The organism is Kribbella endophytica (genome assembly GCF_054781295.1).
Genome location: NZ_BAAGUR010000003.1, coordinates 1,006,914 through 1,028,682, shown reverse-complemented (window position 1 = coordinate 1,028,682; position 21,769 = coordinate 1,006,914). Strand labels below are relative to the sequence as shown.

19 protein-coding genes are annotated in these 21,769 nt (G+C 69.9%); 7 read left to right on the top strand and 12 right to left on the bottom strand.

The features are described from left to right. The first annotated feature begins 26 nt into the window (after window positions 1-26). The gene (locus ACYVIO_RS31235) at window positions 27-1,025 is read left to right on the top strand and encodes a hypothetical protein (RefSeq protein WP_460654509.1); all 999 of its coding nucleotides are present in this window, start codon (window positions 27-29) and stop codon (window positions 1,023-1,025) included. Continuing rightward, entirely contained in the window at window positions 1,022-2,602 is a 1,581-nt protein-coding gene (locus ACYVIO_RS31230) for a hypothetical protein (RefSeq protein WP_460654508.1), read from the top strand. Before ACYVIO_RS31235 ends, ACYVIO_RS31230 begins: the two co-directional genes overlap by 4 nt. A 190-nt stretch (window positions 2,603-2,792) precedes the next feature. On the opposite strand, the gene ACYVIO_RS31225 is transcribed toward ACYVIO_RS31230, so the two are convergent. Both ACYVIO_RS31225 and ACYVIO_RS31220 read right to left on the bottom strand, forming a co-directional pair. Then, window positions 2,793-4,802, bottom strand: coding sequence for a HelD family protein (locus ACYVIO_RS31225; RefSeq protein ID WP_460654507.1), 2,010 nt, complete (start codon window positions 4,800-4,802; stop codon window positions 2,793-2,795). 64 nt (window positions 4,803-4,866) lie between these two features. Beyond that, window positions 4,867-5,640: a phosphatase PAP2 family protein gene (locus ACYVIO_RS31220; protein WP_460654506.1), complete on the bottom strand. Its 774-nt coding sequence runs from the start codon at window positions 5,638-5,640 to the stop codon at window positions 4,867-4,869. A gap of 181 nt (window positions 5,641-5,821) precedes the next feature. Between ACYVIO_RS31220 and ACYVIO_RS31215 the strand changes: the two genes are divergently transcribed. Beyond that, entirely contained in the window at window positions 5,822-6,361 is a 540-nt protein-coding gene (locus ACYVIO_RS31215) for a nucleotidyltransferase family protein (RefSeq protein ID WP_460654505.1), read from the top strand. Here ACYVIO_RS31215 and ACYVIO_RS31210 read toward each other — a convergent pair. Together ACYVIO_RS31210 and ACYVIO_RS31205 are read right to left on the bottom strand one after the other, a co-directional pair. Beyond that, window positions 6,358-7,998: a DNA repair helicase XPB gene (locus tag ACYVIO_RS31210; protein WP_460654504.1), complete on the bottom strand. Its 1,641-nt coding sequence runs from the start codon at window positions 7,996-7,998 to the stop codon at window positions 6,358-6,360. The genes ACYVIO_RS31215 and ACYVIO_RS31210 overlap by 4 nt on opposite strands. Window positions 7,999-8,072: 74 nt before the next feature. Further along, the gene (locus ACYVIO_RS31205) at window positions 8,073-9,518 is read right to left on the bottom strand and encodes an MFS transporter (RefSeq protein ID WP_460654503.1); all 1,446 of its coding nucleotides are present in this window, start codon (window positions 9,516-9,518) and stop codon (window positions 8,073-8,075) included. A gap of 128 nt (window positions 9,519-9,646) precedes the next feature. Here ACYVIO_RS31205 and ACYVIO_RS31200 point away from each other — a divergent pair, with 128 nt between their 5' ends. Together ACYVIO_RS31200 and ACYVIO_RS31195 are read left to right on the top strand one after the other, a co-directional pair. After that, window positions 9,647-10,270, top strand: a complete 624-nt coding sequence (locus ACYVIO_RS31200; protein WP_460654502.1) for a TetR/AcrR family transcriptional regulator — start codon at window positions 9,647-9,649, stop codon at window positions 10,268-10,270. 31 nt (window positions 10,271-10,301) lie between these two features. Then, the gene (locus ACYVIO_RS31195) at window positions 10,302-11,174 is read left to right on the top strand and encodes a DUF2797 domain-containing protein (RefSeq protein ID WP_460654501.1); all 873 of its coding nucleotides are present in this window, start codon (window positions 10,302-10,304) and stop codon (window positions 11,172-11,174) included. Between the two features lie 114 nt (window positions 11,175-11,288). Here the strand turns inward: ACYVIO_RS31195 and ACYVIO_RS31190 are convergent, their stop codons facing one another. Genes ACYVIO_RS31190 through ACYVIO_RS31180 form a run of 3 tightly spaced genes read right to left on the bottom strand, consistent with a single transcriptional unit; the run spans window position 11,289 to window position 14,955 of the window. After that, a complete protein-coding gene (locus ACYVIO_RS31190; RefSeq protein WP_460654500.1) occupies window positions 11,289-13,568 on the bottom strand; it encodes a helicase-associated domain-containing protein in 2,280 nt (759 codons plus the stop codon). A gap of 53 nt (window positions 13,569-13,621) precedes the next feature. Then, window positions 13,622-14,179: an AAA family ATPase gene (locus ACYVIO_RS31185; RefSeq protein WP_460654499.1), complete on the bottom strand. Its 558-nt coding sequence runs from the start codon at window positions 14,177-14,179 to the stop codon at window positions 13,622-13,624. After that, window positions 14,176-14,955 carry a GNAT family N-acetyltransferase gene (locus ACYVIO_RS31180; RefSeq protein ID WP_460654498.1) on the bottom strand — a complete coding sequence of 260 codons (780 nt, stop codon included), beginning with the start codon at window positions 14,953-14,955 and terminating at the stop codon, window positions 14,176-14,178. Before ACYVIO_RS31180 ends, ACYVIO_RS31185 begins: the two co-directional genes overlap by 4 nt. An 87-nt stretch (window positions 14,956-15,042) precedes the next feature. Between ACYVIO_RS31180 and ACYVIO_RS31175 the strand changes: the two genes are divergently transcribed. Beyond that, window positions 15,043-15,825, top strand: a complete 783-nt coding sequence (locus ACYVIO_RS31175) for an alpha/beta fold hydrolase (RefSeq protein ID WP_460654497.1) — start codon at window positions 15,043-15,045, stop codon at window positions 15,823-15,825. Here the strand turns inward: ACYVIO_RS31175 and ACYVIO_RS31170 are convergent. From ACYVIO_RS31170 to ACYVIO_RS31155, 4 genes are all read right to left on the bottom strand, one after another. Next, a complete protein-coding gene (locus tag ACYVIO_RS31170; RefSeq protein ID WP_460654496.1) occupies window positions 15,812-16,189 on the bottom strand; it encodes a DUF427 domain-containing protein in 378 nt (125 codons plus the stop codon). The two genes, ACYVIO_RS31175 and ACYVIO_RS31170, sit on opposite strands and share 14 nt — an antisense overlap. 63 nt (window positions 16,190-16,252) lie before the next feature. Continuing rightward, entirely contained in the window at window positions 16,253-17,059 is an 807-nt protein-coding gene (locus ACYVIO_RS31165; RefSeq protein ID WP_460654495.1) for a metallophosphoesterase, read from the bottom strand. 1 nt (window position 17,060) lies between these two features. Further along, on the bottom strand, window positions 17,061-18,296 hold the full coding sequence (locus ACYVIO_RS31160; protein WP_460654494.1) for an Nramp family divalent metal transporter: 1,236 nt from the start codon (window positions 18,294-18,296) through the stop codon (window positions 17,061-17,063). A gap of 228 nt (window positions 18,297-18,524) precedes the next feature. After that, complete coding sequence (locus ACYVIO_RS31155) at window positions 18,525-19,145, bottom strand: SIMPL domain-containing protein (RefSeq protein ID WP_460654493.1); 621 nt, start codon at window positions 19,143-19,145, stop codon at window positions 18,525-18,527. Window positions 19,146-19,258: 113 nt separating this feature from the next. Between ACYVIO_RS31155 and ACYVIO_RS31150 the strand changes: the two genes are divergently transcribed. Beyond that, a complete protein-coding gene (locus ACYVIO_RS31150; RefSeq protein ID WP_460654492.1) occupies window positions 19,259-20,200 on the top strand; it encodes a DUF6454 family protein in 942 nt (313 codons plus the stop codon). Here the strand turns inward: ACYVIO_RS31150 and ACYVIO_RS31145 are convergent. Next, window positions 20,193-21,659: a restriction endonuclease gene (locus ACYVIO_RS31145; protein ID WP_460654491.1), complete on the bottom strand. Its 1,467-nt coding sequence runs from the start codon at window positions 21,657-21,659 to the stop codon at window positions 20,193-20,195. The genes ACYVIO_RS31150 and ACYVIO_RS31145 overlap by 8 nt on opposite strands. Between the last annotated feature and the right edge of the window lie 110 nt (window positions 21,660-21,769).

Sequence of the window (21,769 nt, the reverse complement as noted above, 5' to 3'; positions counted from 1 at the left end):
ACCCCGGGTGGGGCAAGCTAGCGCGCATGCGTTTTCTGGCTGGCTTGCTCCTGCTCACCACGCCTCTGACCGGTCCCAGCACCGTCGTCCAGGGGTGGGACAGCAGTCCGGTGTACGTCGACCCGACGCAGCGAGCCCTGGTCCCCGACAAGGAGGCCCAGCGGCTCACTGAGCGGGTGGAGGGGCAGGACCGGTCCATCCTGATCGCTGTGGTGCCGGCGGCTTCGCTGGCGACCACCGGGACGCGTGAGCAGGCTGCGCGGGCCTACGTCGACCAGGTGGTGGACCTGCAACGGCAGGACGGCGTCTACCTGGTCGTGTTCGGCGGATCGATCGTGTGGGGGAGTGCGGTCGGGGTGGACACTCCGATCGCGGAGATCCTCACCGACGAGCTGGGGAAGCACAGTCGGTCCGACCCGGTCGGCACGTTGAACGGTGTGCTCGACCAGATGGATGTCCCGAAGAGCCAGGGCAGCTTCCCGGTCTGGTTGATCGTGCTGCTCGTGCTGGTGGTCCTGGCCGTCGCCGGCTTCCTGGGACTTCGGTGGTGGAAGCGTCGGCCCGGTAAGGATGAAGGGCCTGCGCTCTACCGGCCGTCGTACGACGTACTGCCTGATGAGGCCGACAGCCTGGAGGAGCGGCAGGCACTGGCGCGGGAGGACGTGACGCGCTTCGGCGAGGAACTGGATGCCGCCGACGTGCGTCTGGACGGCGTGGACACGGGAGCAGATGTGCAGGCGGCGATGGATGCGTACGCCGACGCCGGGCGCGTGGTCGACTCTGAACCCACTGACGAGCAGCTGCGGTCGGTGCGGGGCACGGTCGAGTACGGGCGGTGGCGGCTTGCCTGCGCCCAGGCGCTAGTTGCCGGTACGCCGAAGCCTGCCCGTCGCGCGCACTGCTTCTTCGACTCGTCGCACGGGACCTCCGTGACGGACTGGATGTACACGCCGCAGGGCGGCAAGGCCCGCGAGGTCCCTGTCTGCGCCGCCTGCCAAGCCCGCCTCTCGGGAGGAGCCCGATGAACCCGCCCCGCAAGCACACCCGGTACGACGTCCGCCTGCCGCTGCTCCTGGCCGTAGTTGCCCTGACCGCTCTTCCGGTGGCTGCCGCACACGCCGCCACCCCGACGCCGACGCCTGGCAAGCCCAGCGCGACCAAGCCGACCCCTGGTAAGCCCAGCTCGACCAGGACCAGGCCGACCTACCGCTACACCCCGCCCGACACGGCGGGGGACAAGCGGAGGGCGATGGAGAAGGCCGGCCTCTACATGGACCAGGTCGCCGCGGCCCTTGGTTCGCCCGGGCTCTGGGTCGATCCGGGGGTGAAGAAGCTGACCGCTTCGGAGACATCCAAGCTCGACGCCGCGGCCAAGGCGTCAGCCGCACCGATGCGCATCGCCGTGATCCCGGCCAGTGCGCTGAACGTTGCTCCGAGCTCCAGCTTCTCCACCACCGCCCGGCTGGCGTGGGAGGGCGAGGAGATCGCCGACCAGTTGTACGACCGGGTCGGTGTGGAAGGTGTGTACGCCGTACTGATTGATGCGCGGTCGGAGTCGGCCGGGCGTGGGTTCCATGCGGTGCAGCGCGCCGACAAAGGGCCGACGTACCACGTGGGGAGTGCGGTCGACCAGGCGGTGGACTGCTGTGCGCCGGACTACGAGGAGATGCTCGAGCGGTTCATCCAGCGGGGGCAGGAGATCAACAAGCCGTTCTACATCGACGCTGCGCCGTGGGCCGGTGGTGCTGCCGGGCTGGGCGGGCTGTGGTGGGGTGTCACGACGCTGGGTGCTCGGAGGGCTCGCCGCAAGGAGGAGCAGGCGCACCTGGAGATCTCCAAGCCGCTGCTGAACGAGGAGATCATCGCGCTGTCGCAGCACGTGTCCGGGCTGCCGACGACGTCGGACCCGCAGCAGTCGAAGCTGTCGAAGGATGTGCTCGACACGGTGGAGAAGGCGCGGCACCGGCTGGACGAGGCTTCGGGGGACAGCGATACCGAGGCGGTGGCGACGCTGCTCGGGTCGGCTCGGTACGGGCTGCTGTGCTTGGACGCCGTACGGGCTGGCAAGCCGATGCCGGAGCCGACGGCGCCGTGCTTCTTCGACCCGCGGCACGGGCCTAGTACCGGTACAGCGAACTGGACGCCTGAGGGTGGTCGGGAGCGGGGTGTGGATGTCTGCGACGCGTGTGCTGCCCGGCTGGCGGCGAACGAGCAGCCGGACATCCGGATGGTGACCGTGCGGGACCGGGCTCGGCCGTACTGGACGCTGGGGGAGGAGCTGGCGTCGTACATGGACGGCTACTGGTCGCGGGGTGACGGGCACCGCTGGTGGTTCCCGGATGAGGACGCCCGCCGAGCCGGTCAGGAGATGCGATCCCGCTGGGCCTCCCGCCGAGCCGGCGCCCGGTTCAGCCGAGCCACGTCGGACATCGGCAGCTCGATCGGCAGCTGGTCCTCCAGCTCCAACTCCGACGACTCCGACGGAGGAGGCTGGAGCTCCGGCAGCTCCCGCCGCCGCTCCTTCTCCTCCCGAACCCGCTCCAGCGGAGGCGGCAGCAGCCGCCGCTCCTCCCGCCGCTCAGGCGGTTCGAGAGGTTTCTAAGAGGAGGGGAAGGGGAACGGCGCGCCCCCGAGCGCTACGCGCTTCGCGCGTGCGCCTGCCGTGTGCGGATCCTGCGCCCGTGCGCACCCGCCTGCGCGTCGCGCTTCGCGTGGGCGCGAGTGCTCAAGTGTGCGGATCCTGCGCCCATGCGCACCCGCCTGCGCGTCGCGCTTCCCGTGGGCGCGAGTGCTCAAGTAGTCAGCACCGTTGGGAGATCCTCGGCGTGGAGGACTGCCAGGGAGGTGACCGCGCGGGTGAGGCAGACGTACAAGCGCCGGAGGCCTGTGCGTTCGTCGGCTTCGCCGGCGACGATTGCGGCGGGTTCCAGGAGGACTACGTGGTCGAACTCGAGGCCCTTCGCCAGGCTGGCTGGGACGACGTCGAGGTGGGTCTCGACGTCGTCCTCGTCGCCGAGGACGGCGAAGGTGATGCCCTTGTCCTGCAGGGCTTTTCGGGTGTCGGCGACCTGCGCGTCGGGGACGATCAGGCCGATCGAGCCCAAGCGCTCCGACACCTCGGCGACCGTGGAGACAGCAGCGGCGAGGCTGTCGGCGACTCGGGTGATGGTCAGCTCACCGCGTGCACGTCGTACGGCGGTCGGCGGAGTGAGATGCGGCGCGATCTGCGGCAGCAGGCGAGCGGCGTACTCGATCACCTGACCAGGCACACGGAAGCCGGCCGTCAGCTCCTCCGTGTGGGCGCCGGACTTGCCCAGGTGGGTCAGCGCCTCGTCCCACGACGGTGTGGCCCACGGCGTGGTGCCCTGCGCGATGTCCCCGAGCACAGTCATCGAGCCGGTCGAGCAGCGGCGCCCGACAGCTCGCAGCTGCATGGCGGACAGGTCCTGCGCCTCGTCCAGTACGACGTGACCGAGGCTCGGCGTCCGGTCGACCAGGTCGGCGATCTCGTCGATCAGCGTGGCATCGGCGACCGACCACTTGGCGGCCCCCGCCGAGCGCGGCGCCTTCTCCCACAGCAGCAGCCGCTGCTCCTCCTCGGTGAGTACTCCGTCGGCATGCGAGGCCAGCAGCTCAGCATCAGTGAACAGCCGGAACAGCAGCTTCACCGGATCAACCGCCGGCCACAGCACCTCGGCGTACTGCTTCACCGGACGGCTCCGCGCGACCGCGTCCTGCACCCGGTCGTCAGGTGAGTCCCCAGCAGCTTCCATCCGCAGCAGTACGGCGTGCGCGAGCCGCTGCGGCAGCATGCCGCGCCCGGCGCCGTACCGGATGCCTCTCGTGCGCAGCTCGGTGACCAGCTCTTCCGCCTCGTACGCCGGAACGCGCCATCGGTGCGAGCCGCGCGGCACGACCAGCGACTCCTTCGGCAGCTGGATGCCCGACCAGACCGCCCGGTGCAGTACCTCGGCCATCCGGGCGTCGCCCTTGAGCACGTCGACCGGCGCCGGACCCGGCCCGGCGATCTTCACCCGGGCGACCATCTCCTCGACGGTGGTCTGCTTCGCCTCGATCTCACCGAGCGCCGGGAGCACGTCGCCGATGTAGCGCAGGAAGCTCGCGTTCGGCCCGACCACCAGGACGCCCGCCCGGCTCAGCTGGTCGCGGTACGCGTAGAGCAGGTACGCCGCGCGGTGCAGGCCGACGGCGGTCTTCCCGGTGCCCGGCGCGCCCTGGACGCAGATGGTCTGCTCGACACCGGCCCGGACGATCACGTCCTGCTCGGGCTGGATGGTCGCCACGATGTCGCGCATCGGGCCGGAGCGCGGACGCTCGATCTCCGCGTCCAGGATGTCGCTGTGCTCCTCGACGGCGGTGACCGACGTGAGGTCCTCGTCCTCGAACGCCGTCATCTCGCCGTGCGTGAACCCGAACCGCCGACGGGTGCCGACGCCCATCGGCTCGGTCTTGCTGGCCCGGTAGAACGGCACCGAGATCTCGGCCCGCCAGTCGACCACCAGCGGCTCGCCGGCCTCGTCGTTCACGTGCCGGCGGCCGATGTGGAAGGTCTCCGGCGCGGGCTCCAGGTAGTCCAGCCGGCCGAAGAACAGCGGCACGTCCGGGTCGTCCTCGAGCTCCTTCATCCGCCGCCAGATCGCCTGCTTGAGGAACTCGGTGTTCACCGGGTCCGCGCTGGCGATCTCCAGCGAGCCGGTCTTCGCCCGCATCACCGCGAGCGCGGCGCGGGAGGTGGCGAGGTAGGAGCGCTCGTCGTCGAGAGTGGGATCGTCGGGGGGCATGACAGAACCTCCGCAAAGCGGTCGACGGGGTCAGGGCTTGGCTCCGAAAGGAAGCCAGGCCACGTTACTTGACGGCCACCGCCCGCGGTACCGAATTACCAGCGGCGCGCAGCCCGGGTCGCAGCAGCAACGGCAGACTGACCGCCAGCAGCACCAGGACGACGATCCCGTCCATCCAGTAGTGGTTCGCTGTCACTACCACCACGCCGAACGTGATGATCGGGTGCAGCAGCCACAGCCAGCGCCACTTCGTGCGGGTGATCAGAATCATCGACAGCGCGATCAGTGCGGCCCAGCCGACGTGCAGGCTCGGCATCGCGGCGAACTGGTTCGCCACGCCGTCGGAGTGGTCCGGTCCGTAGACCGACTGACCGAACCGCAGCCCGGTGTCGACGAAGCCGGGCATCATCCGCGGCGGCGCCAGCGGGTAAGCGATGTGGCCGATCAGGGCGAGGGCGGTGACCGACACCATCGTCCAGCGCACCCGCGGGTACGCCGTGGGCCGCCAGATGCTCAACCAGAGCAGGACAACCGCGGTGAGCGGCGCGTGGACGGAGGCGTAGTACAGGTTGGCGCCCTCGACCAGGTGGGGGACCTGGAGGGCGTGCTGCTGGAGTGCTGACTCGCTCGGCAGGTGCAGCCAACGCTGGAGCGACAGCACCTGGTCGGCGTGGTCGAAGGCCGAGCCGGTGTGCTTGGCGGCGATCTGCCGGCCCGCTGTGTAGACCAGGAAGAGCGTCGCCAGCAGGACTGCTTCCCGGACCACTCGCCAGACCACCGGGCCCGCAGAACGGTGGCGTTCCCCCAGCCCGACGGGCTCCAGTGCCTGTGTTCCCATACTTTTCGACGGTACCGGTCGAAGCCTCCGGAATGGCCCAGGCTCGACCCCTGATGTTGCCCTGGGCAACCCCCGAGCCACGGTCCGCTACCGGTCCGTCACCCCCTCTCCTGGGGTGCAACCCACGCCGGTGGCGGGTCAATTCCTGGATGACTCGTAGATCACAGTCCACACTGTCCGGATGGGAGAACTGGTGGGCGTCCTGCTGGCCGCCGGCGCCGGGACCAGGCTCGGGATGCCGGGCGGTCTGATGCGCGCGGCCGACGGTACGCCGTGGGTCGTGACCACCGTCGCCACTCTCCGAGCGGCCGGCTGCGGGCCGATCGGCGTGGTCGTCGGAGCAGCTGCGCCCGACGTGGTCGCCCTGCTCTCCGGGGAGGACGTCACCGTCGTACCGTCGCCGGACTGGTCCGACGGCCTGTCCCACTCGGTCAAAGCCGGCTTCGCCTGGGCCGAGCAGACCGAAGCCCAGACAGCCCTCTTCCACATGGTCGACCGCCCCGAGGTCGGCCCGGCCGTCCTCGAACGAGTAGTAGCCGCCTCACCGCCCGGCCCTGCAGCGCTGGCCCGGGCGGGCTTCAACGGCTTCGCCGGCTACCCGGTGCTGATCGGCCGGGACCACTGGAAGGACGCAGCGGCCGCCGCGACCGGCGACCGCTCCATGGGTCCTTACCTCAAACGCGTTCCGTGCCCTTTGATTCCTTGCGACGACTTGCTTTAGGCGAAGAGGTTCTCCGCGTCCACGATCGTGTACGCGTAGCCCTGCTCGGCCAGGAAGCGCTGGCGGTGGGCGGCGAACTCGGCGTCGACGGTGTCGCGGGCGACGATCGAGTAGAAGCGCGCCGTACGACCATCACCCTTCGGGCGCAGGACGCGACCGAGGCGCTGGGCCTCCTCCTGACGTGACCCGAAAGTCCCGGACACCTGTACGGCGACCGAGGCCTCGGGCAGGTCGATGGAGAAGTTGGCGACCTTGCTGACCACCAGGCGGTCGATCTCGCCGGTCCGGAACGCCTGGAACAGCCGCTGGCGCTCCTTGACCGTCGTCTCGCCCTTGATCACCGGGCACTCCAGCCGCTCGCCGAGCTCGTCCAGCTGGTCGATGTACTGGCCGATCACCAGCATCGGCTCGCCCTTGTGGTGGTCGGCGATCCGCCGGACCAGCCGGGACTTCGCCGGGGTCGACGCGGCCAGCCGGTACCGGTCCTCCGGCTCGGCCGTCGCGTAGACGAACCGCTCGGTCTGCTCCAGGTCGACCCGCACCTCGACGCAGTCGGCCGGTGCGATCCAGCCCTGCGCCTCGATGTCCTTCCACGGTGCGTCGTACCGCTTCGGGCCGATCAGCGAGAACACGTCGCCCTCGCGGCCGTCCTCGCGGACCAGCGTCGCGGTCAGGCCGATCCGCCGCCGGGTCTGCAGGTCCGCGGTCATCCGGAAGATCGGAGCCGGCAGTAGGTGCACCTCGTCGTACACGATCAGGCCCCAGTCGCGGGCGTCGAACACCTCCAGGTGCGAGTAGACGCCCTTCCGCCGGGTCGTCATCACCTGGTACGTCGCGATGGTGACCGGCCGGATCTCCTTGCGCGCGCCGGAGTACTCGCCGATCTCCTCCTCGGTCAGGCTGGTCCGCTTGAGCAGCTCGTCCTTCCACTGCCGCGCGGAGACCGTGTTGGTGACCAGGATCAGCGTGGTGGCCGAGGCCTGGGCCATCGCGGCCGCGCCGACGATCGTCTTGCCGGCCCCACAGGGCAGGACGACGACGCCGGAGCCGCCGTGCCAGAACGAGTCGACGGCCTGCTGCTGGTACGGCCGCATCTCCCAGCCGTCGGTGACCAGGTCGATCTTGTGCTTCTCACCGTCGACGTACCCGGCCAGGTCCTCGGCGGGCCAGCCCAGCTTCAGCAGGGTCTGCTTCAGGTGGCCACGCTCGGACGGGTGCACCAGCACGGTGTCGTCGTCGATCCGGTCGCCCAGCAGCGGCTTGATCTTGGCCGAGCGCAGCACCTCCTCCAGCACCGGCCGGTCCGTCGTGACCAGGACCAGCCCGTGGTCGGGGTGCTTCTCGAGCCGCAGCCGGCCGTACCGGTCGAGCGTCTCGGCGATGTCGACCAGCAGCGAGTGCGGGACCGGGTAGCGGCTGTAGCGCAGCAGGACGTCGATCACCTGCTCCGCGTCGTGCCCGGCGGCCCGTGCGTTCCACAGGCCGAGCGGAGTCAGCCGGTAGGTGTGCACGTGCTCCGGTGCCCGCTCCAGCTCCGAGAACGGCGCGATCGCCTTGCGGCAGTCGTTCGCGTCCGGGTGCGCGGTCTCCAGCAGCAGGGTCTTGTCGGACTGCACGATCAACGGTCCGTCGGTCACGCAACATCTCCCGTCAGACGGATGAGCCGGGCAGGACACCCTGCCCGACCCTCCATTGTGCCTCGTCCCGCAAATCAGCCGACAGGGTCAGCTTCCAGAGCCCCCGGTACGACGGCCGGCTGCACCACCGGCGGCGTGTGCTTGGGCAGGAACGCCGCGATCGCCAGCGCCAGCAGCGACGCCCCGCAGCCGATCGCCAGGATCAGGCGGAACCCGTTCTGCGACGGCACCTGGAACCCGCCGAACGAGATGGTCACCTGCGCGAGCACCAGCCCGGCGACGGCGCTGGAGACCGACGTACCGATGGACCGCATCAGCGTGTTCAGGCTGTTCGCCGCTGCTGTCTCGGAGACCGGTACGGCGGCCATGATGAGGCCCGGCATCGCGCCGTACGCGAGACCGATGCCGGCGCCGATCACCGAGGCGATCACGACCAGCTGCCAGACCGCCGACATCATGACGATGCCCAGGCCGTAGCCGAGCGCGACGATCACCGCGCCGAGCATCAGCGTGACCTTCGGGCCGCGGGTGCGGGAGATCTTGGCGGACAGAGGAGCCGTCGCCATCATCACCAGGCCGGACGGCGCCAGGACCAGGCCGACGGCGAGCATCGAGCGGCCCAGCCCGTACCCGGTGGCCTTCGGCAGCTGCAGCAGCTGGGGGAGTACCAGGGACATGGCGAACATCGCGAAGCCGAACACTGCCGAGGCGATGTTGGTCAGCAGTACCTGGCGACGCGCGGTGGTCCGCAGGTCGACCAGCGGCTGCTTGGCACGCAGCTCGTACCAGCCCCACAGCACCAGGACCAGTACGGCGGCCGCGAACAGACCGTCGGTCAGTCCGCTGCCCCAACCCCAGTCAGCGCCCTTCGAGATCGCCAGCAGCAGGCAGAACAGCCCGACGGACAGTCCGACTGCGCCGAGCGCGTCGAAGCGGCCTCCAGTCCGTACGGAGGACTCCGGCACGAGTGAGACGACCACGACGAGGACCACTGCGCCTGCTGCTGCCGCCGTCCAGAACAGCACGTGCCAGTTGGTGTACTCGGCGATCAGTGCCGCCGCCGGCAGACCCAGTGCGCTGCCGATGCCCAGTGAGGCGCTCATCAGTGCGATGGACGTGCCGAGCCGGTCCGACGGCAGCTCGTCGCGCATGATGCTGATGCCGAGCGGGATGACGCCGGCGGACAGGCCCTGCAGCGTGCGGGCCACGATCATCGGGGTCAGCGAGTCGCTCAGCGCGCCGATGACCGAACCGATCACCAGCATGCTCAGGCTGAGCAGCAGCATCCGGCGCTTGCCGTACATGTCACCGAGGCGACCGATCATCGGCGTCGCGATCGCACCGGCCAGCAGCGTAGCGGTGATCGCCCAGGTGGCGTCGCTCGGGGTGGCGTGCAGCAGCGCCGGGAGCTGCGGGACCAGCGGGATGATCAGGGTCTGCATCAGCGAGACCGTGATGCCGGCGCAGGCCAGCGCGGCGACCACCGCGTTGGGGCGCGGCGCGGCAGGGACAGCGGACATGCAGGAGCCTCCGGGCGGGGATGTTTGGTTGCGGAATACAACTAACGGTAAGTCAGTCAGTTGACTTAAAGCAAGTGAATCGGCAATCTGATGCCACAACCGGCGAACAGGTGGGGCAGGGTGGGGCGATGGCAGTCCGGGCGCAGCAGACACGCGAGCTGATCCTGGCCGCCGCCGAGCGGTTGTTCGCCGAGCACGGCGTCGGCGCGGTCTCCAACCGGCAGATCAGCGAGGCGGCCGGCCAGGGCAACAACACGGCGGTCGGCTACCACTTCGGCACCAAGGCCGACCTCGTGCGGGCCGTCGTACGGCGGCACAGCGAGCCGATCGAGCAGATCCGTGCGCGGATGCTGGCCGAGCTGCCGGCCGAGCCGCAGCTGCGGGACTGGGTGGGGTGCATGGTCCGGCCGAACCCGGAGTACCTGGGGACGTTGAGTACGCCGACCTGGTACGCGCGGTTCGGTGCGCAGGTGATGACCGACCCTGCGCTGCGGCAGATCATCGTCGAGGAGGCGATGACGTCGCCGCAGCTCCAGCAGGTGCGGAACGGGCTCAACACGTGTCTGCCCGCCGTACCGGCGAACGTGCGGGCTGAGCGGGGTGACATGGCTCGGCACCTGATCGTGCACACGTGTGCTGAGTACGAGCGGGCTGTTGCTGAGGGTGTGCCGACGCCTAGTCCGACCTGGTCTCGGCTGGCGACTGGGCTGACTGACGCGATCACCGGGTTGCTGCTCGCGCCGGTGTCCTGAGGTTGTCGGAGGGCTGCTGTAGCTTTCGCGCATGCGGGTGACTGGGCTGCTGTGGAGTGGTGGGGAAGCGCAGCTGGAGTGGGCCACGGGGAAGGTCAGTCCGCTGGTGCTCGGGACCGGGTTGGCGTTCGTGTTCGGGTCGGATCGGCGATGCATCGGGATCTGGCGGTCGGGGCGGCGGTTGGCGTGCTCGACCTCGACGGTTCTGGAGCCGGCGAGTCGGAGTCCGCAGTGCCCGGACTGTCAGGCGATGGAACGGTCGAACTCGATCGCCGCTGATACGCGGCTGGACGATCCGCGGTCGTTCTCGGTCTATCTCGCGCACCACGGGAGTGTGGTGAAGGTCGGCATCACGGCGACCGAGCGCGGGGAGGCGCGGCTGCTGGAGCAGGGCGCGTTGTCGTCGACGTTCATCTCCAGCGGCTCGCTGCTCGGCGCTCGGCGCATCGAGAACCTGCTGATGACCACGCTGGGTTTGCCGGATCGCGTCTCCACCACTCGCAAGCGCGCTGCCCGCGGCCGTCCGGTGACTGGTGCTGAGCGCACAGCCGCTCTGACCGACCTGGTCAGTCGAGCAGGTGAACTGTCGTGGCCGGAGGGTCAGACCCGCTGCGAGTCACCGATCCGCGACCACACCACGACGTACGGCCTGCCTGCTGGTGGACTCCACCCCGACACTGCTCTGCGGTCACCGACTGCAGGCAGCACGCTGAGCGGAGAGATCGCCTGCACCATCGGTGCAGATGTCTACCTGCGTACGTCGGCTGGGCTGGTGTTGCTGGACACCCACCTGCTGGCCGGCTGGTCCTTGCAACGAGCTCAACCCGACGCCGAGCTCACCGTCCCGCTCGAAGCCGTAGAAGCGTTGCCACCACCGGAGATCGAGCAGGACGCCCTGTTCTGACGGCGTCACTAGCAACCCACCTGCCCCCACCCCGCCGCGGGCTTCACCGGTTACTACGGGGGGTGGCGAGGGGAGCCCGGCCCCCGGACGGCTACCGGCTGCGCCGGTGCCGGATCAGACCGGGCGGGCGGTGGCGATGCGGTGGAGGGCGTAGGTGCGGGGCTGGTCGGCGCCGTCGTCGTAGGCGGTGAGCCAGCCGTCGGCGACGCGGACCGGTTCGACGACGCGTTCTGAGGCGTTGCCGTTGTGGTCGACGTACGAGATCCACGTGCGGCTGTTGGACTCTGCCGCGTTGGTGAGGATGCTGATGGTCTCGGCCGGAGCGCTGGGTTCCTGGCCGGCGTCCTCGGGGCGTTCGGCGGCGAGGCGGTCGCCGTTGCGGACCTTCTCGATGACGGCCTTGACCTGGTCCTCGGTGAGCTCGGTGGGGGTGTCGACGAAGTCCCGGCTGGTACGACGACGTGGCGCGTCACCGCGGCGCGCGGTCGCCGTACTGATCTGGACGACACCGTCGAAGGTCTCGGCCAGCGGCGCCAGGCCCGCTTCGCGCAGGCGAGCCAGGACCATGTCCGGCGGCGAGGGCGAGACGACGACCGTCGGCGCGAGCCGGCGGAACCGCACTCCGGGCAGGTTCGAGTTGAGGAGATGCGTCAGCACGTCCTCGTCGTCGCAGCGCAGGTACGTCGTCGCCGTACCGATCCGCAGTACGCCGTGCCGCCGCGCGACGTCGTCGATCAGGTAGGTCAGCGGCTGCGGCACCGGAGTGCGCGAGTGCTCGGCCAGCCACTTGTGCAGCTGGTCGCTGGTCCGGCCCATGTCGAACGCACGCCGTACCGAGCTCTCACTGAAGCGGAAGACCCCACCACCACCGTGCGACTCGGCATCAGCCATGGCCGCCAGATCATCCTGTACGGCGCGCACCAACGGCCCGGGCGCCACAGCGGTCAGGTCAGCCTGCAGCAGGAACTCCGTCACCGGCGCGGGCACCATCGGCTCGATCGCCGCGGCCAAATCGTCAGCAGTCGGCTCCTCGCCCAGCAACGGCCGCGCGTGAACGCCCAGCGAGCCAAGCCCAGTCAGGCCGAGCAGCGCGGCCTCCGTCAGCGTCCACTCGACCAGGTCGTCCCGGAACTGCCCACCGCGCCGCGGCCGGTGCCACGCCACCCACGTCACCACCGACTCGGTCGCCGGCGCTGAACCCGTTCCTGCCTCAGCCAGCGCCTCCAGCGTCAGCTGGCGCACCTCCGGCGCCAGCAGCCGCTCCAAGTCAGGCGCCAGCGCGTTGACCAGTCGCTCGCGTGCAGCAGCCGTCGCACCGCCGCTGTCGCGCCGGCCGATCAGACCGATCGCCCGCAGGCCGGTGTGCCAAGCGATGACCAGCTGAGCCCACCGGTGTGCGGTGTCGAGCTCCAGCCAGTCGTCGTACGCACCAGTCGGCAGCCACATGTCGCTGGAGCCGACCTCGACGGCGGCGACCAGCCCAGCGGCGTACGCGATCTCCAGCACAGCGCCGGCGGTCTGCTCCTCCACACCGATCCGCCCAGCGAGCGAACGCAGCTCACGGACTCCGATGCCACCGGTCCGCAGTACGGGCGGCGGCTCAGTCCCCAGCTGCTCCAGCGCTCGGTCGACCAGCCGGACCAGATCGAGCGCAGCACCAGCAGCAGCCCGGTCGGCGATCGACGCCGACACCTGCTTGCCGTCCAGCGGCGGCGGAGTCGGCCGGGTCGACGGCAGCACCCGCCCACCCCGCAGATGCAGACCGATCTGCCGAGGCAGTACGACGGTCGTCGGGTCCTTCGGTACGACGAGCCCGCGGGCGAGCAGCTGCTCCACCGGGCTCTTCGCCGAGGCGATGGTCACCGGGCGCTCGGCCTTCTCGACCGTGCCGGTCGGAGGACCCCAGGTGAGCTTGGCCAGCACCTCGCGCGCCTCCGGACCGGCTTCCTCGATCAGCTTGTCCAGGTCGCCGAAGTGCCGGGTCGTGACAGGACCCAGCCCAGCAGGGGTCGGGCCGAGCAGCTCGTGCACGGCTCGGATCGGGCGCAGGTCGTCCTCGGTGCCCCAGACCAGTGCCAGCGCCAGCAGCTCGATCACTCGGGGCTGGACGATCTCCACAGCCTGGCCGACGCCTGCGGCGAGTCCGGCGACGTCCACCGGCTCGGGCAGCGCCGACAGCGCTTCCAGCAGGTCGACGCCGAACTCGTCCAAGCGGTTGATCGCGCGGGCGGCGGAGGCGTTGGTGGTCGCTCTCGCCGCCAGCTGGCCGGTGTCGGCAGGGATCGGCGTCGCCAGGTCGGGCCGGTGCCGCAGCAGGTGCCCGAGAGCAGCGTCGTCCCAACTCCGCAGTGCCTCGGCGAGGGTACGGGGGCGGGTCCGCTCGGTGTTGCTCATCCCTCCCACGGTACGGCCACCGGTCCAGCCCGGACGACTCGCGGCCTAAATCTTCACCGACCGAACGAGGTCGCTCCCGGATCGGCGGGCAGGTCCGGCGGCAGACCGAGGTCCTTCAGGATCCTGGCCAGTACGGCGTCCAGGTCCTGGTGCTCGTCGAACACGTGCTGGTCCACCCCGGCCAGCAGGTCGCGGGCCTCGTACCACTCGCGCATCGACTCCGGCGCCACGTTCGCCGCCCAGGACCGGGTCGCGTGCCGGACCAGCGTCTCCTCGAACGGGATGTCGAAGTAGTAGTGCGCGGTCGTCCCGCGGTGGTCGGCGGTCAGCCCACGCAGCATGTCGCCGTACCGGTCGGCGCTCAGGATGCCCTCGACGATCACGTCGAAGCCACGGTCGAGGCAGTACCGGGCGTTCAGCCCGATCAGGTCGATCGCGGCGTTGCCGGGGGTGTCCTTCTCCCACAGCAGCACCCGGCGGATCTGGTCCTGCTCGACGATCGCCGTGCCACGTCCCAGTCGCGCGCGCAGCTGCCGGGCGGTCGTCGACTTGCCGGAGCCGGAGTTGCCCCGCAGCACGACCAGGCGTGACTCGGTCGTGCCAAGACTCACTCAGCGCCGCCGGCGTGGCCGATGCGGCGGAAGCCGACGCGCTCGTAGACGGCGGCGACCGCGTCGTTCTGGGCGGACAGGAGGACCAGCTCGACGCCGTTCGCGAAGGCGTGCTCGACCAGGCAGCTGGTGACCGCGGCGCCGAGGCCCTGGCGGCGGGCGGACGGGAGGGTTGCGACTCCGACGATCTCCGACGTCGTACCGACCGGCTGGTGTACGCCGGACGCCAGCATCCCGTCGTCGCCGAAAGCTGCAGCGGTCACCGAGACCCCGGCCTCCGCCCGCTCGAGCAGCGCGGTCGCCGTCTCGTCCGAGACCTCGTACGCGTCCCGCTCGGCGACGCCGGCCTCACCGACCTCGGTGCCCGGGGTGCCGAAGCCGACGTTCGCCACGGCCCGGGCCTGCCGCAGCAGCTCCAGGTCATTGGGCAGGATCTCGCACCGCGCAGCGGTCTCGACTGGCTTGAAGTCCGCGCGCTCGAGCACCAGCAACGGGTACTGGACCACAGTCAGCCCAGCCGCCTCAGCAGCCGGTCCGAGCGACGGGCAGGTCTCCACGACCCACTCGAAGCTCAGCGGCAGGTCCAGCTCGGTGCACCGCTCCCGCACCCGCTCCACGTCGGCCTGCTCGACCACACTGCCGCCGGGCAGCGGGCGGGCGTAGTACGGCCAGATGGTGGTCGTCCGGAAGAGGGTGAACGGTCCGATCTGCTCACCGGTCGCACCGGACAGCGGAACCGCATGCAAGTACTCGTCAACGCGCGTGAGCTCAGTCATCGCCCGCAGTGAAGCGCAATCGGCGGGTCATGTCGAGCAAATTTCGTCGGCTCCGACGTACCGGTCGACAGACTCAGGGAGGAACCGATGGAGAACGTTGTATCCGCCGACGGCACCCGGATCGCCTACGAGCGCTCCGGCCGCGGCACGCCACTGATCCTGATCGGCGGCGCACTCTGCGACCGCAGCGTCACCCGGCCGCTGGCCCAGGCGCTGGAGCCCGACTTCACCGTCGTCTCGTACGACCGGCGCGGCCGAGGCGACAGCGGCAACACCAGCCCGTACGCCGTCGCCCGCGAGGTCGAGGACCTCGCCGCACTGATCACCGGACTCGGTGGGACGGCCGCGGTCTACGGGCACTCGTCCGGTGCGGGCCTACTCGTCGAGGCCGCGGCGGCCGGCCTGCCGATCAGCAAGGTCGTGCTGCACGAGCCGCCGTACAGCCCGGACGACGCCGAGGCGCAGCAGCAGTCCGACGAGAGCGCGGTCGTCGTTGAACGGCTCATTGCGGAGGGTCAGAACCTGCTGGCCGTCACGGAGTTCCTGCAGATGACGGGCATGCCGGAGGACGCCGCCAAGGAGTGGGCGGCGTCGAACGGCCTCGCGGAGCTGGCGCCGACCATCCTTCACGACTTCGCGGTGATGGACAGCGCACCCGGCGGCGCCGTACCGGTCGACAAGCTCGCGCACGTCAGCCAACCGGCGCTGGCGCTGTGCGGCAGCGTCAGCCCGCCGTTCATGGTCGACGCCGCCCGGCTGGTCGCCAAGTCGTTGCCGAACGGGCAGTACGCCGAGCTGGAGGGCCAGCACCACGTCGTACCGCCCGAGCTGTTGGCGCCCGTCGTAAGAGAATTCCTCAGTCCGCGATGATCTCCAGCTCGACCCGGTCGGCGTAGAACGCGACGTGGTCCTTGATGTCGGTCACCGCGTCGTACGGCTGCTCGTAGGTCCACACCGCGTTCACGCCGGCCTCGCCGAGCGCCGGGATGCTGTAGTACGCCGCGTCGCCCTTGTACGGGCAGTACGTCGTGTGGTCGGTGCGCTCGAGCAGCTTCAGGTCGACGTCACCGCGCGGGACGTACTGCACGGCCGGGTACGTCGACTCCTGCAGCGACAGCGCGCCACGGGTGTCCGCCAGCACCTGGCCGGCCACCTTGACCAGCACGCGGTCCGGGTTCTTCTCCACCGTGATCGGGTGGTCCGGGCCAGGGATCTTGACCGGCTTGTCCGACATCTGGGTCTCCGCTCTCCGCAGGCAAATACGTCCTCGAAGGAGCAACCCCGGCGGCGGCCGGATTCATTCCCCGGAGTCGCCCAGTGGTTCGAGCTCGACCACCAGCGACGGCCCGCCGTCGAAGGTCCCGGCGTCGATGCCGAGCACGAGGTCGTCGCAGTACAGCAGCGGGCCGGTGACCCAGGCGGGGTCGATGCCCATCTGGTCGGCGACGATGCTGTGCCCGTGCACGATCCGCTCGCCGCCCAGGTGGTGCAGCAGGGTCTGTGCAAGCTCCGGCCCTTCCGGCCCGCGGAACGCGTAGCGCGAGGTCATCCGGCGCCAGATCTCCCACCACACGGTGATGTCGTCGCTGTGCAGGTCGGCCCGCGCGGCCGCGTTGATCTCGTCGATCGTGCTACCCCACTCGACGTACTCCGCGGTGTCGGAGTGCATCAGCAGGTGCCCGGCGTCCAGCCCGAGCATCGGCTGGTCGAGCAGCCAGTCGACGTCTTCGTCGGTGAGCAGCTCCTGGTCGCGGTCGATGCCGCCGTTCAGCGCCCAGCTGCGCTCGAAGCTGCGCAGCGTGATCCCGTCGTGCGGCACTGCCTCGTCGCCGAACTTGTGCATGCCCAGCGCGAGGATCTCGTGGTTGCCGAGCAGCATCCGGACCTCGCCGGTGCCCTGCGAAGCCTGCGCGCTCAGGCGTTGCACCAGGCGCAGTACGCCGATGCCGTCCGGGCCGCGGTCGAAGAAGTCGCCGAGCAGCCACAGCCGCGCGTCCCGGCCGGACCAGTTGCCCTCGGCGTCGACCAGCTCGGCCTCCAGCAGCGAGGCGGCCAGCTTGTCCGGGTGCCCGTGCACGTCGCTCACCACGAACGACGCGGTCATGTCAGCCTCGCAGCGTCAGCACAATCAGTACGACGTTGAGGACCGAGACGGCGGTGGCGACCAGACATGCGGTGAGAGTAGTCGGCAACCGGTTGACCAGGCTGCCCATGATGCGCCGTGTTGCCGTCAACTTCACCAACGGCCACAGCGCGCACGGGATCCCGAAGCTCAGCACGACCTGCGAAACGACCAGCGCGCGGCTGGGGTCGATGCCGATCGCGAGGATGATCAGCGCCGGGAGCAGCGTGATCAGGCGGCGTACGGCGAGCGGGACGTGCCGCTGCCAGAACCCTTCCAGGATGACCGATCCGGCGTAGGTGCCGACCGAGGACGACGCGAAACCGCTCGCCAGCAGAGCCAGCGCGAACAGCAGCGCGGGCAGCTGACCGAGCCGGTCGCCGATCGCCGCGTGGGCTGCATCGAGTGAGTCAGCGCCTGATCCGCTCAGCGCGGCCGCGGCCAGAACGACCATCGCGAGGTTGACCGCGCCGGCCAGTGCCATCGCCACGGCGACGTCGATGCGGGTGGCTCGCAGTACACGCTGCTTGCCCGCGGCTGAGCGGATGGACTTCCAGTGCCGGTCGGTGACGAGCGCGCCGTGCAGCCAGATCGCGTGCGGCATCACCGTCGCGCCGAGCATCCCGGCCGCCAGGACGAGCGATTCCGTCCCGTCGAGCCGCGGCACCATCCCGCCGATCACGCCGGACGCCGACGGCTCCGACTGGATCGTCGACACCACGAACCCGACCAGGACGACGGCCAGCAGCCCGATGATCGCCGCCTCGAACGGCCGCTGCCCGCGTTTCGACTGATAGATCAGCAATCCGAACGAGACAGCCCCGGTAATCGCACCGCCCAGCAGCAGCGGTACGCCGAACAGCAGGTTCAGCGCGATCGCCCCACCGACCACCTCAGCCAGGTCGGTCGCGATCGCCACCAACTCAGCCTGCGCCCACAACCCACGTGACGTCGTAGCCCGGAAGTGCTCCCGGCACAGTTGCGGCAATGTCTTCCCGGTCGCGATGCTCGCCTTGGCCGCGAGGTACTGCACGAGGACGGCCATCAGGTTGGCCCCGACGACCACCCAGCACAGCAGGTACCCGTACGTCGCTCCCGCGGCGATGTTGGTCGCGAAGTTGCCCGGATCCACGTACGCGACGGCCGCCACGAAGGCAGGGCCGAGCATCAACAGACCCGAACGGTTCAGTTGTCGTCGAAGCGGCGCCGGTGCGTACATGGGAGAACTATGGCTGACCAGACCGACATCTGGGCCAACTGTCTACTTTTGAGACGAAGGGGGTGTCTGGTAATTCCCCGCCTACTGCGCGGCACTCGGTGCGGCATCTCGCTGCACGGGAGCCAAGCTCACGATGCTGCGCATCGCCACGCTCGTCTCCCGCACACCGAGCTACCGCACCGAGCACCTGCTCGCTACGGCGGGGAATTACCAGACACCCCCTAGAACTCAGGCCCAGTTCCAGCGGACCTCGACGGTGACGTCGACGGTCTGCTCACCGGGGCTGACTCCCATGTCGGCGGCGTAACCGCCCGTGCTGGCGGCCTTGGCCGACATCTCCCGCATCGGCACGTATCCCTGGTTCTCGCTGACCGCCGCGATCCCGCCGATCGACTGGCCGGTCAGCTCCGCCAGCTGCTGGGCCTTCTGCCGCGCCTGCTGGAACGCCAGCTGGCGGGCCTTGTCGACCAGCGCGGCCTTGTCGGCCACGTCGAACTGCAGGAAGTCCAGTCCTAGGCTGTTGCCCACGGCAGCGACCGCGGCGTTCAGCAGCCGGCCGAAGCCGGTCAGGTCGCGCGTGGTCACCGCCATCGAGTGCGAGGCCCGGTACCCGGTCACGGTCATCGTCTCGCCGTACTGCGGGTGCACGGACACGGAACTGGTGGCGATGTCGCCCGCCTCGACGCCCTCGGCCAGCAGGGCAGCCATGACGGAAGCGGTCTTCTCGGCAACCTGTGCCACGGCGTCGGCGACGTCAGGTGCGTCCTGCCCGACGCTGAGCGTGAGGCGCAGCAGATCGGCCGGCGCGGTGGCCTGACCGGTCCCGGTGACGGTGATCCCAGTGTCCATGCGTGCAGTCTGACACTTCACCCGGCGCACAGCCTCTGGTCAGCTGGTGTCGGCCGGACCTTCTCCGGCCGGGCACAAGCTGCCCGGACCACCAGACCGCCCAGGGAGACACCATGCGCCGCAAGACCTTGCTCGCCACCGTCATGGCGGGTGCACTGCTCGTCGGACTGACCACTGCCGGGGCGGAGGCGAACGGACGCGACGACCAGGTCGCCAGAGCGTTCGAGGCCACCACCCGCAGTACGCCGTGGACGCAGGTGGCCAAGATCCCGCTGAAGTTCCCGACGTACCACCCGCAGGGCTTCGCGCTGGTCGGCGACCTGATCTACCTGTCCAGCGTCGAGGTGCTGGAGGCGCCGGTGAAGTACCCGGTGCCTGTGGACGGGTACGATCGGAGCCCGGGCAAGGGCATCGGGCACCTGTTCGTGATCGACCGGCAGGGCCGGCTGAAGAAGGACATCCGGCTCGGTGAGGGCACGGTCTACCACCCGGGCGGCATCGACTTCGACGGCGAGAACGTGTGGGTGCCGGCCGCGGAGTACCGGCCGGACAGCAAGGCGATCGTCTACAAGGTGAACCCGAAGACCTACCGGGTCACCGAGCAGTTCCGCGTCCGTGACCACGTCGGGGGAGTCGTCCGCGACCGCCGTACCGGCCTGGTGCACGGGGTCAGCTGGGGCTCGCGAACCCTGTACGAGTGGACGGCCTCCGGCAAGCAGCTGGACGCCCAGCCGAACCAGAGCCACCTGCTGGACTACCAGGACTGTGACTACGTGAGCCGGAGCAAGCAGCTCTGCGGCGGGGTCACCGGACTGCCGACGGCGACCGGCGGCGGCTACGAGCTCGGCGGGCTGGCCCTGATCGACCTGAAGGACGACAACCGGATCCTGCACGAGATCCCGTTCCCGGCGTTCTCCTCGGCCGGGCACAGCGCGACCCGCAACCCGGTGGCGCTGGAGGTCGCGGACAAGAAGCTCCGCCTGTTCACCGCCCCGGACGACGGCGAAGAGGCCAACGGCACAGAGCTGTACGTGTACGAGTCACCCATCAGCTAGCCCGGGGGACGATGCGGGCCGGGATGTCGTGCTGGTGGCACAGCGCGAGCAGCCCGGTCCCGTCGATCAGCTGCAGCGGCTTGCCGTTTGCGAACTGGTAGCTGGACGGGCCGAACCCGCTGGTGGTGACCAGGATCCCCTTCGTCGCCCCGGCATCGACCACGGTGCCGAACAGGTCCCGTACGGCGCTGGGCGGCACGGTCCGCGTGTAGAGCTTGGCCTGTACGACGAACTTGCCCCCGGTGATCGGCCGCGGGTCGTACGCCACGCAGTCGATCCCACCGTCGTTGCCACGGCGGAACAGTCGCGTCTCCAGCCCCATCCGGCTCAGCAGGTTGTGCACCAGGTGCTCGAACTCCTCAGGGCTGAGCTCCAGCAGGTTCGGCCGGGTGTCGAGCTCACTGACTACATCGATCGCCTCCACGGTGCGCGGGTCGGTCAGGTCGAACTCCAGCACGGGCTCCACCGGCTGCAGCTCCTCCGGGTGCCGGGAAACCTCCGCGCCGAAGTAGTGCCGGACACAGGCGACCGGGTCCAGCTGGTCGAGCACCAGCGACGTGAACTGCTCCCGCGTGGCCCGCAAGGTGATCAGGCACGGCCGGACCGTCCGCCCGGTCGCGGCGTCGACAGCCTCGACCATCCCGTTGAAGACGACGGTGTCCACCACGCCGTACCGGTCGTGTGCGAAGACCAGGTGCAGCGCTCGCAGTGCACACTGCGAGACGAGCTGCTGGTAGAGCAGCCGCAGCTCCCGCTCCTCCCGCGGTACGGCGAGCACGGCGTCGGACGCCTCGTCGTAGCGGTAGGCAACTGCTGGCGGGATCACCCCGATGTCCGGCAGGTCCCACTCCAGCGCCAGCAGCGTCGACTCCGGCACGTAACCGGCCCGCCGGTGCCGTGGGAAGTCGAGCGGCTCCGGCGTACGGTCCAGTGCCTTCTGGAAGTACCGTCTGACCGCCCGCCGGTCCTTGGCGCGCACGCACCGCTCGTACTCGTCGACGCGGGTGTGCTGCTCGGCAGTCGCCTCGTCCAGCCGGCGCTGCTGGTCCGCCTGCTCCCGGACCGCCCGGGCGACCCGCAGTTGCCGGGCCTCCTCGGCCAGCCGGTGCCGCTCGATGGCCTCGGCGAACCTGTCCTCGGCGTCGCGCAATCGCCGGGCGTACCGCCTGTTGCCACCGACCCAGCTCGCGAACGGGCCTGGTGGGCTCGGCAGGAACGCCGCCCACACCGGGCCCGGGTGCGGCTGCAGATCCGCCACTGCCACTCGCGGGGGTGCGCGGCGCGGTGCCCGCTTGAGGGTCTGCAGGTCGGTACACCGGACCTGCTCGGCCAGTGCCGAGGCCAGCACGCCCTCCAGCAGCCGGACACGCTCGTGGACCGCAGCGGTCCGCTGCGCCGCCTCGGCCGTACGTCCGGGCGGACGCTCGCTGCGGGCATGTCGATCCAGCGACCAGCCCATGGCCTCACACCTCTCTCCGACCAGCGTAAGCAGATCTTCACGCTCTGCGACCGGCGATGACGCAGAGTTGGTCATGACATTGCTTGCCGTCCACACCCTGTTCGCCTTCA

Coding starts and splice junctions, on each gene's coding strand:
- ACYVIO_RS31230 (WP_460654508.1), top strand. CDS start 1,022: ATGAACCCGCCCCGCAAGCACACCCGGTACGACGTCCGCCTGCCGCTG.
- ACYVIO_RS31195 (WP_460654501.1), top strand. CDS start 10,302: ATGCGGGTGACTGGGCTGCTGTGGAGTGGTGGGGAAGCGCAGCTGGAG.
- ACYVIO_RS31220 (WP_460654506.1), bottom strand. CDS start 5,640: ATGGGAACACAGGCACTGGAGCCCGTCGGGCTGGGGGAACGCCACCGT.
- ACYVIO_RS31225 (WP_460654507.1), bottom strand. CDS start 4,802: ATGCCCCCCGACGATCCCACTCTCGACGACGAGCGCTCCTACCTCGCC.
- ACYVIO_RS31145 (WP_460654491.1), bottom strand. CDS start 21,659: ATGGGCTGGTCGCTGGATCGACATGCCCGCAGCGAGCGTCCGCCCGGA.
- ACYVIO_RS31150 (WP_460654492.1), top strand. CDS start 19,259: ATGCGCCGCAAGACCTTGCTCGCCACCGTCATGGCGGGTGCACTGCTC.
- ACYVIO_RS31160 (WP_460654494.1), bottom strand. CDS start 18,296: ATGTACGCACCGGCGCCGCTTCGACGACAACTGAACCGTTCGGGTCTG.
- ACYVIO_RS31165 (WP_460654495.1), bottom strand. CDS start 17,059: ATGACCGCGTCGTTCGTGGTGAGCGACGTGCACGGGCACCCGGACAAG.
- ACYVIO_RS31155 (WP_460654493.1), bottom strand. CDS start 19,145: ATGGACACTGGGATCACCGTCACCGGGACCGGTCAGGCCACCGCGCCG.
- ACYVIO_RS31205 (WP_460654503.1), bottom strand. CDS start 9,518: ATGTCCGCTGTCCCTGCCGCGCCGCGCCCCAACGCGGTGGTCGCCGCG.
- ACYVIO_RS31175 (WP_460654497.1), top strand. CDS start 15,043: ATGGAGAACGTTGTATCCGCCGACGGCACCCGGATCGCCTACGAGCGC.
- ACYVIO_RS31200 (WP_460654502.1), top strand. CDS start 9,647: ATGGCAGTCCGGGCGCAGCAGACACGCGAGCTGATCCTGGCCGCCGCC.
- ACYVIO_RS31170 (WP_460654496.1), bottom strand. CDS start 16,189: ATGTCGGACAAGCCGGTCAAGATCCCTGGCCCGGACCACCCGATCACG.
- ACYVIO_RS31235 (WP_460654509.1), top strand. CDS start 27: ATGCGTTTTCTGGCTGGCTTGCTCCTGCTCACCACGCCTCTGACCGGT.
- ACYVIO_RS31215 (WP_460654505.1), top strand. CDS start 5,822: ATGGGAGAACTGGTGGGCGTCCTGCTGGCCGCCGGCGCCGGGACCAGG.
- ACYVIO_RS31190 (WP_460654500.1), bottom strand. CDS start 13,568: ATGAGCAACACCGAGCGGACCCGCCCCCGTACCCTCGCCGAGGCACTG.
- ACYVIO_RS31180 (WP_460654498.1), bottom strand. CDS start 14,955: ATGACTGAGCTCACGCGCGTTGACGAGTACTTGCATGCGGTTCCGCTG.